At 56.2% G+C, this 13169-nt stretch carries 11 protein-coding genes; 9 read left to right on the top strand and 2 right to left on the bottom strand.

Annotation, left to right across the window (positions count from 1 at the left end; all coding sequences use genetic code 11):
• Window positions 1-161: 161 nt before the first annotated feature.
• Window positions 162-2906 carry a hypothetical protein gene (locus G7Y52_RS04590; protein ID WP_165066806.1) on the bottom strand — a complete coding sequence of 915 codons (2745 nt, stop codon included), beginning with the start codon at window positions 2904-2906 and terminating at the stop codon, window positions 162-164.
• 383 nt (window positions 2907-3289) lie between these two features.
• On the opposite strand from G7Y52_RS04590, the gene epsC reads away from it, so the two are divergent.
• From epsC to G7Y52_RS04555, 7 genes are all read left to right on the top strand, one after another.
• Window positions 3290-4207, top strand: coding sequence for a serine O-acetyltransferase EpsC (epsC, locus tag G7Y52_RS04585; RefSeq protein ID WP_165066803.1), 918 nt, complete (start codon window positions 3290-3292; stop codon window positions 4205-4207).
• A gap of 45 nt (window positions 4208-4252) precedes the next feature.
• A complete protein-coding gene (locus G7Y52_RS04580; RefSeq protein ID WP_165066800.1) occupies window positions 4253-4399 on the top strand; it encodes a hypothetical protein in 147 nt (48 codons plus the stop codon).
• Between the two features lie 134 nt (window positions 4400-4533).
• Window positions 4534-6330: a sigma 54-interacting transcriptional regulator gene (locus G7Y52_RS04575; RefSeq protein ID WP_165066797.1), complete on the top strand. Its 1797-nt coding sequence runs from the start codon at window positions 4534-4536 to the stop codon at window positions 6328-6330.
• Window positions 6331-6481: 151 nt separating this feature from the next.
• Entirely contained in the window at window positions 6482-7135 is a 654-nt protein-coding gene (locus tag G7Y52_RS04570) for a MarC family protein (RefSeq protein ID WP_241159591.1), read from the top strand.
• A gap of 259 nt (window positions 7136-7394) precedes the next feature.
• Entirely contained in the window at window positions 7395-8705 is a 1311-nt protein-coding gene (locus G7Y52_RS04565) for an NCS2 family permease (protein WP_165066794.1), read from the top strand.
• A gap of 223 nt (window positions 8706-8928) precedes the next feature.
• Window positions 8929-9555: a signal peptidase I gene (gene lepB / locus G7Y52_RS04560; protein ID WP_165066791.1), complete on the top strand. Its 627-nt coding sequence runs from the start codon at window positions 8929-8931 to the stop codon at window positions 9553-9555.
• Between the two features lie 98 nt (window positions 9556-9653).
• Window positions 9654-11180, top strand: a complete 1527-nt coding sequence (locus G7Y52_RS04555) for a YifB family Mg chelatase-like AAA ATPase (protein ID WP_165066788.1) — start codon at window positions 9654-9656, stop codon at window positions 11178-11180.
• A 96-nt stretch (window positions 11181-11276) separates the two neighbouring features.
• On the opposite strand, the gene G7Y52_RS04550 is transcribed toward G7Y52_RS04555, so the two are convergent.
• Window positions 11277-12434 (bottom strand): D-alanyl-D-alanine carboxypeptidase family protein, encoded by a 1158-nt coding sequence (locus tag G7Y52_RS04550; protein WP_241159590.1) that lies wholly within the window; start codon window positions 12432-12434, stop codon window positions 11277-11279.
• Between the two features lie 104 nt (window positions 12435-12538).
• Here G7Y52_RS04550 and G7Y52_RS04545 point away from each other — a divergent pair, with 104 nt between their 5' ends.
• Together G7Y52_RS04545 and G7Y52_RS04540 are read left to right on the top strand one after the other, a co-directional pair.
• Window positions 12539-12739, top strand: a complete 201-nt coding sequence (locus G7Y52_RS04545) for a hypothetical protein (protein ID WP_165066785.1) — start codon at window positions 12539-12541, stop codon at window positions 12737-12739.
• Between the two features lie 129 nt (window positions 12740-12868).
• Window positions 12869-13169 (top strand): helix-turn-helix domain-containing protein (locus G7Y52_RS04540; protein WP_206215190.1); only part of this gene is annotated, 301 nt, incomplete at its 3' end.

Genomic DNA, 13169 nt, shown 5'->3' with positions numbered 1-13169 from the left:
GCTTCTGCGGTAGTGTAGTGTAAGGAATTTTACGCACCTTTCTTGAAAAGAACAAATTTCACTATGTTAAGCAGAAAGTGCAAACATTTCTGGACACAGCCAAGGGGGCATATATAGCCTCTCAAGGGCAAGTCTGCATGACTTTTGGCATCAACCGAGTACTACTTTTTCCAATTTTGATGAAAAAGAGTTGCTAAGTCTCCTGCCAGAATTTTTGGCATATGAGAGCAATATGTCACACCAAGGAATGTTGCAGCTCGTGTTGCGCCAACGTACAGGTAGTTGCCGACCAAAGAAGGGCATTTCGTCTCCAGTTTATCAAGAGAGATGAAAAATGCTGCTTCAAATTCTACACCTTTAATATGGCGAATATCAAAAACGCGAATGGCATTTGTGTTGCCTATCGTCTGTCCATCGTAACAAGGTTGCACAGAAATATTGAGGCTACGTAGCTCGTTTTCAAGCATTTTGTATAACGGCCGAACATCCTCTTCTTCTGGCACAAGAACCGCTATAGATGGAATTTTGCCTAGAAAGTCTTCAATTTCTCTTATTCTCTCAGCAATCCATTTTGCAAGGTCATTCCCTTCAAGATTTTTACCAAGTACGGGCGCCCTCCCTACTGCTGCAATTTTAGAATGTTCAGGGTAGTCGCAGGGATGTTGTCCATGCATGGCTTTGAGAACAGCCAGAGAAAATTTATAAAGGCTATCTGTCTGGCGATAGGGTGCCAATACTTTTTTCTGGGTAATTTTCTCTCCAGAAATCTTCATTTGTTCACTAAACTCGTTGAACTTATCAATGGACGTAATACCATTTTCCGTAATTCTTTGGTTAAAGTCTCCACATGCAAAAAAAGAATCTGTTTCGGGATAGGTAAGAAGGCGCATACACAAAAGTTGAGTCAAGGAAAAATCTGGCGCTTCATCAACATATACCTGCGCCTTATAGCATGAAAAAATTTCTCTGATGCTGGACAACCATCCATCAGACAAATTGTTCTTAATTTCAGTGCGTTTAATCAATTTTCTAGCAAGCATAAGATTTGCTAATATCAATATATCAAGTTCAGCAGAATCTATTTTACGTTTTAATCCTGATTCTTGAGAATAAAATAATCCTTTTGCTTGGCTATCTTTTCTAAACTTTTGGTAGTCAGAAGATATCCTTTTAAAAAATTTTTCAATTGGATCATCGAATATTTTGAATGCGTCTATTCTTTGAGATAAAATAAAGATAGATTCTAAGATATGATCAGAAGGTATTTTATCCTCCTCTAGTATTTGAGACAATTTTTTATTTAATGTCGATATTTTATTTGTTTTTTTGTATTTTGATATTGAGATGACAAATCTTGTATATGCACGATAAGCTTTCTCTGTGTCAGAAAGATCTTTTTCTGTGTCAGACGCCATGCTATCGTCAGTGTCTATTTCATCTGTGTTTTCTATTTCTTTCTGGCCCTCTTGAGTTAATTGGTTTTTTGCTTTATAGAAAGATGTAAGAAAAGTGTTGTCATCTTTGAGTATCTCATTTAATTGACTCCGTATTAATTCCTCACGTTCTTTCTTTAATTTTGATTTTCTATTTATTTCTATTATTTCATCCTTTTTTCGATATAATGTAATCAGAAAGTCCTCAATGTATGGCCTCCCTTCAAGAGAGCGGGAAATACTTTTTTTAATATCGTCAATAAATTTTCTATGCTCTTCAAATCCATACTCTGCCAAACTTTCCAGTTTAGATTTTATATCCGAGCGATATGAATCTAGTAGGTATGATATAAAACTATTATATAATTCAAAAAATTGATTCGTATCAAGAATATTCTTTATATCGCTATCGTGTTCAAATCCACTTAAAAAATTAGCATTACGTAAAATATGAAGTTTATTTCTTCCTAGTACTGTCCAGTAATTTTTCCATGTTGATATATTATCATCAGGAGCCGGAATTCCTTCTTTATTGAACGCTTCCTTTAAATAGTCTTTAAGAAGTGTTGTTGGCGTAAACATAATCCAACTTTTAGTATACTTATCTGCTGTAATATTATTAGCTAGTTCTTTTTCTTCTTCAGATAATCCATGCTCAATATCCAGCTTCTGACCAAGTCTGCGTATTAAAGTTGTTGTTTTTCCTGATCCTGCTGGGCCTTGGAGAAACAATACGGACTTCAATGGCATACGAAAAATACGATCTTGAAAACTATCTAAAATTGGCTGTTCGCGTAGCGACATAGACTCAAGCACATCTCTTTTGAGTCCATCAAGAATTTTCATTTTACTTTTATCAGCAGCGAGTAATTTACCTAAAATATCTATTCCTTCTTTGCCTTCTGCTTTTTGTACCCATTTTCTAAGACTACCTTCGATTGTACTGACGGCATTTTTACCCAAAAAAATATCTCGATATGTCGTGTCGATAGAATCCCAATTTCCATTAATACGTTGTGCTTTAAATCCAACTCCCTGGACTTTTGTAATATCAATTTCTCTTTGTGTATTTTGTCCAAGTTCTTCATCAAGATCATATTGGCCAATATCAAGCGCAGCCAGCCGCCCTTTCGGAGAGCGGTAGCTGATAATATTCTCTATTCCCGTAGGAGGAATTCCGTTACAAATATAGAATTCTTCAAATCTGTCTTCTTGTTCGTAATAAATAACACATTTTGCGATAATAGGTTTTTTTCGTAATGATTTTAAATCATCATTGACAAACGAACGGGCTTTACGCTGTCCGTCCAAGACTTTGATTTCAAAATTACCAGTCGATCTTTTAAGCTCTTTTTCTGCTGACTCAGAAATATCTTCCATTTTTTGAAGAGAGCTTTCTGCAAGTTTGCTAAATCTAGAATCACCTTTCCCGATGCAGTCTTTTGCTTTTCCGGCAATCTCAGAGAGATTCATAGTGGCATCCTTCCAGGGCTGAGCTATGAAGAGCTTTCGTAAAAAAACGTGGCGTGGGGCTCATTCACGGCGATCTTCGCGCCGCTCCAGACGACAGTTTGGGGTTGGAAGTCATTCCAAGGATTCCTGAAATGACTCCTATACATGGGAGATACCCATTTTGTAGGGCAAAGCCTTGCTTTTGTCCACGACCGAAAACGGCGGAAGGACTCATTTGTAGAGTGAAATTCCTTAAAAAACAGGAAGGCGGCCCTTGACCGCCCGGCCCTGTTCCGTCTCTTGCCAGGAGCCCGCGCTTCCTCCCCAGCCGCGCCGTGGCGCGAAAGGCGTTGCAGGCTGGTCTGTGGCCGTGTACAATAAAGAAAAACAACAGGATAACGCCCATGAACAGCAATCATGACGCCAAGGCCGTCACCATGCCGGAGCTGGATTCGGTAGTGGAGCGGCTTTGCCACCCCTTATCGCTGGACGCTGTCTGGCATCGTCCGGCCCAGGGCGCGGCCATGCCCTCGCTGGACGAGCTCGGGGAGATTATGGAACGCCTGCGCGCGGCCATTTTTCCCGGTTATTTCGGCTCGGCCCGCATCCGGCGCGAATCCATGCGTTACCATCTTTCGGCCAACCTGGATTCCATTTATCGCAAACTGGGCGAGCAGATTGTGCGCGGCCTGTGTTTTTCCTGCGAGGGGCGGCATGAGGCCGTGCCGTGCGCCGAGTGCGAAAACGAAGGCGCGACCGCGGCCCTGGCGTTCATGGATCGCCTGCCCGAAATCCGCCGTCTGCTGGCCGGAGATGCGCAGGCCGCCTATGAGGGCGACCCGGCAGCCTCCAGTCCGGGCGAGACCATTTTCTGCTACCCCTCCATGCACGCCATGTTTCACCACCGCATCGCCCATGAGCTCTACAAGCTCATGGTGCCGGTGATTCCCCGGATCATCTCCGAGATGGCCCATTCGCGCACAGGCATTGACATTCACCCCGGCGCGGCCATTGGGGAGGATTTCTTCATTGATCACGGCACGGGCGTGGTCATCGGCGAAACCTGCATTCTGGGGCGCAGCTGCCGCCTGTACCAGGGCGTGACCCTGGGTGCGCTTTCCTTTCCCAAAAATCCGGACGGCACGCTGACCAAGGGGATTGCGCGGCATCCGGTACTGGGAGACAATGTGACGGTCTATGCCGGGGCCACCATTCTGGGGCGGGTCACCATCGGCTCCGGCGCGGTCATCGGCGGCAATGTCTGGATAACCGAAGATGTGCCCGCGGGGGCGAAAATTGCGCAGGAGAAGCCCCGTGACTAGCGCCATGCCCTACCGCACATGTCGCTTCGGTGTGAAGAGCAAGGCATGAAATTTTTGCAAATAAATACCAGATCACCACTCCGCCTTGTGCTGGCGTTGTGTCTTTTGGCAGCCCTGCTGGCCGCGTGCGGCCAGAGCGTGCAGGTGCGGCCCAAGGGCCAGGCGGTGGTGGGCGTGGGAGTGGGGCGCTAGCGCCCCTGGCCGGCGCGCGTGGGGCTTCTGCCTTTTCCGGGCTGCACCCGTCGCGCCGGCACGAGGTCGGGAGGCGGGCAGCGTCGGCTGCGCGGCGGGCTGGCAAGGCCGCCAAACACGCAGGGGGAACGCCTATGACGGAGAGCGGCGCGCACAATGCAGCCCTGGGGGCACGTCTGGCCCAGATGCCCAGCGGCGTATGCTGCACGGAAAACTGGCTTTTGCTGTATGCCAACGACGCCCTGCGCGAAATGCTCGACATCCGGCGCGAGGTTCTGCCCAGCACGGCTCTGAGCCGCTGGCTGGCGCAGGGCGTGCTGGAGGGCTTTCACGAGGCCGCAGGCGCGGGCGGCGAACCCGGCAGCCAGGGGCGGATGATCTTTCGGCATCCGCAGGGCGCAAGCTATCTGCTTTACTGGTGGGGCGACGTCAGCAAAAAACACGGCCCGGTGCGCTATTTCACGATCTATGAAATCCCTCTGGACGATCTGAACCGCGCGGCCCGGCTCTCCTGGCGGGAGCTGGACAGCGTGCTGGAGTTCATCCATGACGGCATCTGGGTCATTGACGCCGAGGGCATCACCCGGCGCGTCAACCGGGCCATGGAGCGCATCGCCGGAATCAAGGCCGAGGAAGTGGTGGGGCGGCATGTGAGCGAGCCCCTCTCCGAAGGCCGCTTCAAGACCTGCGTGACCTTGCGGGCCCTGCAGGCTAGGCATACGGTGACGCTCTTCGACGACTACGCCAACGGCAAGCGCTGCCTGAATACCAGCACGCCGGTTTTTGACGAGAACGGCAAGGTCTGGCGGGTGATCGCCGCCATTCGCGACATCACGGAGCTGGAAAATCTGCAGAAAAAACTTTCGGATCTCGAAGTGGAGGCAATGGCCTACAAGATCCGCGCCCAGGATCTGGAAAGTGAAGCCAATAACGGCCTTATCGGCCGGAGCCTTTCCCTGCACAGGCTGCGCCAGGATATAGCCAGGGCCGCGCAAAGCCGGGCCGTGACCCTGATCCTCGGCGAAACGGGCACGGGCAAATCCCTGGCGGCCAAGATTATCCACGATATGAGCAAGCGGGCGGAAAAACCCTTTGTGGCGGTCAACTGCGGAGCCATTCCCGCCTCGCTCATGGAGTCGGAGCTTTTCGGCTATGAAGGCGGGGCCTTCACGGGGGCATCCAGGGGCGGCAAGCCCGGCATGCTGGAGCTGGCCAGCGGCGGCACGCTGCTGCTGGACGAAATCGGCGAGCTGCCCCTGCCCATGCAGTCAAAGCTTCTGCATGTGCTGGACGGGCAGCCTTTTTACCGGGTGGGCGGCACCAAAAGCATTGTCGCCGACGCCAGGGTGATCGCGGCCACCAACAAGCCCCTGGAAAAAATGGTGGCCGCGGGCGCCTTTCGGGAGGATCTTTTTTACCGTCTGCGGGTTTTGACCGTGGAGATCCCCCCCCTGCGCGAGCGTAAAGACGACATTTTGCCCCTGGCCCGCCATTTTCTGCAAAAAAGCGGCACGGGCAAACGTCTGGCCCCGCGCACCGAGCACTTGTTCCTGGCCTATGACTGGCCGGGAAATGTGCGTGAGCTGCAATCCGTGATCCAGTCCCTGATCACTCTGGCCGAGGCGGAAAGCATCGCGCCGGCGGATCTGCCTCCGTACATGCGCGCGCAGGAGAAAACGGCCTCCCGGACTCCCGGCGCCGGGCAATCCCTGACAGAAGCCGTGGAAGAGCTCGAAAAAAACATGCTGCGGGTTGCGCTGGCCGAGACGGGCAGCACCTACAAGGCAGCTCGCCGCCTGCGGATCAGCCAGTCGTCGGTAGTGCGCAAAGCCAGAAAATACGGTATCTCCACCCTGGACGAGACGCAGACCGGCCGGAACCGGGATGCCGTGAGGGAGAACCCGCGCGATCCGGGCCTGAAACTGGCCTGACGGCAGCCTGTTTGCAAAGCAATGACAGGCTGTGAGGTGCGACGTGGACGCCCGCGCCGAATGAGCCTGAAAACCACGCTTTTCAGGCGCTTGTCCCGCTTGCGGGGGCTTGTCCCGCTTGCGGGGAAATGATGGCAGGAAGTGATTGAAAATGGATATTTTCAATCAAAAAAAATGCTCTAGGGAGAATGCGCCGATGGACAATGGCCTTATCAGCGACGTGGTTAGCACCAGCATCAAGATTTACGCGCTCATGACCCCGCCCGCGGTGCTCAGCGCCTTTATCAGCGGCACCAAGGAGTACAGCAGGGAACAGAAGGCCGCCGTGGCTCTGAAAACGTCCAGCGCGATTTTCATCATCGGCGTGGTGCTGTATTTGTTCGGCTCGCATTTGTTTGCCCTGTTCGGCTTCACTCTGGACGCCTTTCGCATCGGCGCGGGCGTGCTGCTCTTTCTGACCGCCATTTCTCTGATGAACGACGACGGCAAGCAGACGCAGACCCAGAAGGACGGGGACATCAGCGTCGTGCCTCTGGCCATTCCTTTGGGCATGGGGCCTGCCTCCATCGGCGCGGTCATGGTCCTGGGCGCGTCCGCCACGAACCTGCGCGAAATGCTGGTCGGGGTTTCTTCCTTGTTTTTCGCGGCGCTGGGCATGTTTCTCCTGCTGCGCCTGGCCGACGGCGTGGCCAAAATGCTGCACAGGACCGGCATTACCGTGCTTTCCAAGCTCACGGGCCTGCTGCTGGCCGCCATTGCCGCGCAGGTGATTTTTACGGGCCTGAATGCTTTTCTGCGGCAATAAACGTCCGGCGGCCTGCTTTCGGCGCGTCTTAAAACAGATTACCTTTGACTTTTTATAAAAGTCAAAGGTGGCATTCAGGCGAAAAACGCGGTTTTCGCCTGAATGTACGCCGCGTTGCGGCGGCTGCCGCTTTCGCGTCAGCAGAGCATTTTCAAAGTGAAAATGCTCTGGAGCGTTTTGCTACTTTCATGAGCTAAACGCTCTGGGGCCGGGAACCTGGAGAGGCGGAGATGGGCAAGAGCCGGAAGGAGGATGCCGGGTGAGCGTGCCGGAAAAATATTTCAACCCCGCCGCCAGGGGCAGCACCGTCAGGCGGGAGTGTCTCGCGGGCCTGACCAGCTTCATGGCCATGAGCTACCTTATCTTCGTAGTTCCCGCCATGCTGGCGGACGCGGGCATGCCCAGGGAATCGGCCGTGGCCGCCACCCTTTGGGTGAGCATCCTCGCCACCCTGCTTATGGGGCTGTGGGCCGGATTTCCCGTGGGCGTGGCTCCCGGCCTGGGCATCACGGCCTTTTTCGCCTATTACGTCTGCGGCCCGGCGGGCTACACATGGCAGACGGGCCTTGGCGCGGTATTCATTTCCGGCGTGGTTTTTCTTCTGCTCACGGCCACGCATTTGCGCCAGAAGATCATTGACGCCGTGCCCCTGGATCTGAAATACGCCATCGTGGTGGGCATCGGCGCGTTTATCGCTTTTATCGGCATGAAAAACTGCGGCATGGTGGCGGCTGATCCTTCCACCTTCGTGACTCTGGGCAATCTGGCCGCGCCCGAAACCCTGCTGGCCGTGGCCGGGATTTTTCTGATCAGCATGCTGATGGTGCTGCGCGTGCCCGGAGCCATACTCATCGGCATTCTGGCGATCACTGTGCTCGGCATGCTTACGGGCGTGGCCTCTGCGCCGCAGGGCCCCCTGTTTTCGGGCACGCTGCCCCTGCCCGGGGAAACCTTTCTGCGCATGGACATCAGGGGCGCCTTGCAGCACGGCCTCATTTCAATCATTTTTACCCTGACCATGGTGGATCTCTTCGATAACATGGGCGTGCTGATCGGTCTTTCGCATAAGGCGGGCTTCATGCGTGAAGACGGGCATATTGAAAATCTGGATCGCGCCCTGATCACGGATTCCCTGGCCACCATGGGCAGCGCCGCGCTGGGCGCCACCACGGCCACAAGCTATCTGGAAAGCGCGGCGGGCGTGGCCGAAGGCGGGCGCACCGGGCTCACGGCCGTGGTCATTGCCGCGCTCTTTTTTCTGGCGCTTTTCTTCGCGCCCCTGGTGAGCCTGGTGCCCTCCTTTGCCACCGCGCCGGTGCTGATCATCGTGGGCGCCATGATGATGCAGGAGGTCGGGCGCATCCGCTTCGCGGATTTCACCGTGGCCCTGCCGGCCTTTCTGACCATCGTGAGTATGCCGCTGACCTTCAACATTGCCACGGGCTTTGGTTTCGGCTTTGTAAGCTGGGTGGGCATCAGGCTGCTCACCGGCCGCTTCAGGGAGGTGAACGCGCTCATGGCGCTTATTGCGCTCTGTTTCGCGATCAACTTCAGTTTGCGACTGCAGTAGGGCAGGCTGTGGCGGGCAGCGCGGCCAGTTGCGGCTTTCACGAGAACCGCGAAGTGAAAAAACGGAGCTCATGGCGGAGACGCGCAAGCGCGAGAGGCCGGGCAGGGGCTGTTCGCGCGCCTGCGCTTGCCATCAGAAGAACATCGCGGCATACTGCACCGGCATGGTCGCCGCCCGGCGTGATCCGCGCCGGGCACGTTTAAGGTCGTCATAAAGGAAGTCTATGAAATCCAGTCTGTTGCAGCAAAAAACGCGGCCCGGGAAATCTCTTTTGCGCGAGTATGGCGAAGCTTTGCTGGTAGCTCTGATCCTGGCCCTGCTGATCCGCACCTTTGTGGTTCAGGCCTTCAAAATTCCCTCGGAATCCATGGTGGAGACCCTGCTGGTGGGGGATCACCTGCTGGCCAGCAAGTTCGCCTACGGCATCAAAATTCCCTTTACGGATACCTATGTCTACAAAGGCGACGAACCGGCCCGGGGCGACGTGATCATCTTCAAGTATCCCAACGATCCCAGCGTGGATTATATCAAGCGCGTGGTGGGGCTGCCCGGCGACGTCATTGAAGTGCGCAACAAGCAGCTTTACCGCAACGGCCAGCCCGTGCGTGAGGACTACATCCGCTTTGCGCAGCCGGATCGCATTGAGCCCGTGCGGGACAACTTCGGGCCGGTCACCGTGCCGCCGGGCAAGTATTTCGTCATGGGCGACAATCGCGACAATTCCATGGACTCCCGTTTCTGGGGCTTTGTGAGCCGCAGCGCCATCCGGGCCAAGGCCTGGCGGATTTACTGGTCCTGGGGCGGCCTGGACGACATCCGCTGGAGCAGGCTGGGCAGGCTCATTCAGTAGGCGGGTTTGTTTTTTGGGCGGCGTAACCTCGTTTGCGAGGAACGAGCAAGTACGGATGGCGACAGCCAGAGGCGCGCCATGTCCGCCAGGAAAAGCCTGTGGTAATCCGTTTATACAGCGGTGGGTTGGAGGGCGTTGACGCCTTTCCCGTGGAGCTGGAGGTGGATTATGTCCGCCGAGGCTTGCCGGGCTTCACGCTGGTCGGTCTGGCTGAAGCGGCTGTGCGCGAAGCCAAGGACCGGGTCTTTGCGGCGCTGCGGGCCTGCAATTTCCGGCTCCCCCCGGCCCGGATCACGGTCAATCTGGCCCCGGCCGGACGGCGCAAGGACGGCGCCGCCTATGATCTGCCCCTGGCTCTGGGCCTGCTGGCCGCTGCGGAGTTGATCCCCCTGGAAAAGCTTCAGAATCTTTTTCTGACCGGGGAGCTTTCGCTGAGCGGGCGTCTGAGGCCGGTCAGCGGCGTGCTGCCCCTGGCTGTTCTGGCTCAAAAAAAAGGCGCAAGCGGGATTGTGGTGCCCCCGGGCAACCAGGCCGAGGCCGCGGTGGTGCGCGGCCTGCCGGTTTATGCCCCGGATACCCTGGCCCGCTGCGCCGCCTTTCTGGCCGGAGCCGCAGAACTTGAACCCGTTTCCGCTTGTGACGCGGGCACTCTGCCGCCACCGTCCTACGGTCTGGACTTTGCGGAGGTCAAAGGCCAGCAGGCGGCCAAGCGCGCGCTGGAAGTGGCTGCCGCCGGCGGGCACAACCTGCTGATGATCGGGCCGCCGGGCAGCGGCAAAACCATGCTCGCCCAGCGCCTGCCCACCATCCTGCCGCCTCTGGAGTTTGAGGAGGCCCTGGAAGTCACCAAAATTTACAGCGTGGCCGGCAAGCTTGCCCCCGGCGCGGGGCTCCTGACCGCGCGCCCTTTTCGCTCGCCGCATCATACCGTGTCGGACGTGGCTCTGGTGGGCGGCTGTGGCCGTCCCCGGCCCGGCGAGGTCAGCCTTGCCCACCGGGGCGTACTCTTTCTGGATGAGCTGCCGGAATATCGCAAAGCCGTGCTGGAGGCGCTGCGTCAGCCTTTGGAGGACGGCGCTGTGACCATTTCCCGCGCGGCGCAGAGCGTGACCTATCCCGCGGCCTGCATGCTGGTGGCGGCCATGAATCCATGCCCCTGCGGCTATTATGGCGATGCGGAGCACGAGTGCACCTGCCGCCCGGAGCAACTGGCCCGCTATCGGAGCAGGCTCTCCGGCCCGCTTCTGGATCGTATTGATCTGCATGTGGAAGTGCCCGCAGTGCCCTATGCGGACTTGCGCGACGCCTCGGGCAGCGGCTCCTCGGCCGCCATGCGGGCCAGGGTGCTGGCCGCCAGGGACGTGCAGCGCGCACGCTATGACGGCAGCGGCGTGCTCTGCAATGCCGGGCTTTCCGGCAGCCTGCTGGAGGAACACTGCGGCCTGGACGCCGCCGGGCACGGGCTGATGGAGGCGGCGGTGCGCCGCCTTGGCCTTTCGGCGCGGGCCTACACCCGCGTGCTGCGCCTTGCCCGAACCATCGCGGATCTGGCCGGGGCCGGAAAAATCGGCGTGGAGCATCTGGCCGAAGCGATCTCCCTGCGCGTCCTGGATCGCGGCAAATAGAGAGGTTTAGCTACTTTCATGAGCAAAACGCTCTGACGCTCTCAAGCGAAAAGAAGTTTTTTTGCTGTGCTTCCGTCGTCCGCGTTTGCCCAGATGTCAGCTTGAGCGGGCCTGAGCTTTTTGGGCGGCGTGCCGCGTGGCTTTGGGGTTTTGCTGAGCGGTGCGGGCGCGGGTTTTGGAAACGCCCTTGCTCCTGACGGGCTTGCTGCGGGTCATCTTGCTTTTGGCCGTTTTGCTCGCCCGGCTTTGCCTGAAATGCTTGCGCGAGGCGGGCTGAGACTGCGCATACTGCCGCCCGGCCGGATGCGCGGCTTTTTTGACGTAGCCCTGCACGGGCAGCCTGTCCAGGGCCGCTGCCACGGAAACCGCCTGATTGTCGCAGACCTGGAAGCCCGCATCCAGCAGGCGGCAGGCCTCGGCCTCGCGCACGCGCACGTCGGGCGCGCCCAGGATCACGGCCAGCAAGCGTTTGGGCCCTTGCCTGGCCGTGAAGATCAGATTGTAGCCGGAAGCCTTGATCCAGCCCGTCTTCAGGCCATCCGCGCCGGGATACTGCCCGAGCAGGGGATTCTTGTTCCGGGTGACCCGGCCCCGGTGGCTGAGCACATGCGTGTTGTGAAATTTGAGCGCCCAGGGATAGGCCCGCAAATAGGCTCTGGCCAGAGTGAGCATGTCCCGGGCCGTGGTATGCTGCCCCTGGGCGGGCAAGCCGTGAGGGTTGAGAAAACGGCTGTCCCGCATGCCCAGCGCGCGGGCCTTGACGTTCATCATGTTCACAAAGGCCTGGGCCGAGCCGCCCACATACTCGGCCACGGCCATGCTGGCGTCATTGCCCGAGGATACGGCCATGCCCAGCAAGAGCTTTTCCAGGCGCACGCGCTCGTTGGCGCGCAGGCCCATGCGCGAGCCGCCGGAGCGCGCCGCGGCGCGGCTGACCGGCACGTCGCTGTGAAAATTCGCATGGCCCGCGCTGATGTGATCCAGGGCCAGGAACATGGAGAGCACCTTGGTCAGCGAAGCCGGAGGGATGCGCTCGTCGGCATTTTGCTCGAAAAGGATCACCTCATTATCCAGATCGTACAGGATGGCCGAACTGACGCCCATCAGGCCGTGCGCAGGAATGGCCGGCGCCGCGGCGGTGCTGCCGGGCAGCCAGATGGCGCAGGCCAGGCAGAGCAGCAGGCAGATCGCAAGGACGCGGCGCAGGGGCCGCGCCACGCGAGGACCGCACAAGGCAAGGTGTAATCTGGACATATTCGAGACTTTTACGCCAAGAGTCCGGCGGGGGCAAGCCTTTCATAATACGCTCCAGAGGCGGGGGCGTTGCCACGCCCCCGCCTCTCCTGAAGTTTGTGAGCTTGCCAGAGCTCACGCTGATTGCTACCTCTTGCGAAGAAGAGAGGAGAAAAAATGCTCAGCGCACTGCCGATTGGCTTGAAAAAATGAGTGTGGCAGCAATGGCTGTCGGCATCTTTCAAGGCATGGGGTATGGCGTATTTCCCGGCTTGGCCTGTTTTGTGGGCAGTCTTTATCTTACCCAAAAAGGAGGCGGGCAATGAGCGTCTGGATTCTTGCCACCATCATTTGCATCGGCGTCTTTGCCTACGGCATTTATCTGACCCGTAAGCGTAAGCAGAATTAGAGCAATTTGACTTTTATTTTATTTAAAAATCGTTTAGATTGCAGAGATGAAATTTGCATCTGAAGAAATCCGAACCAAGGCTGTTCATGCGTATCTTGATGGAAAAGCAACAGCCAGGCAATTGGCAGATATTTTAGGTTATACCCCGGCTAGCATCTGCAATTGGGTCAGAGCTTACCGTGAAAACCAACGATTATCAGCCAAACCCAATGGCCATCGTCCAAGTTGTTTCTCATGCGAGGAGATTCGGGAATTGCAAGCCCTTCTTGATAAAAATGTTGATATGACGCTTCAGGAAATTAAAGAGCATTTTAATAAATCCTGTTGCCTGGCTGCCATCCACCGTC

The organism is Desulfovibrio sp. ZJ200 (genome assembly GCF_011039095.1).
Lineage (GTDB): Bacteria > Desulfobacterota > Desulfovibrionia > Desulfovibrionales > Desulfovibrionaceae > Desulfovibrio.
The sequence above is the reverse complement of the archived record's forward strand: the minus strand, read 5'-3'. Positions and strand labels throughout refer to the sequence as shown.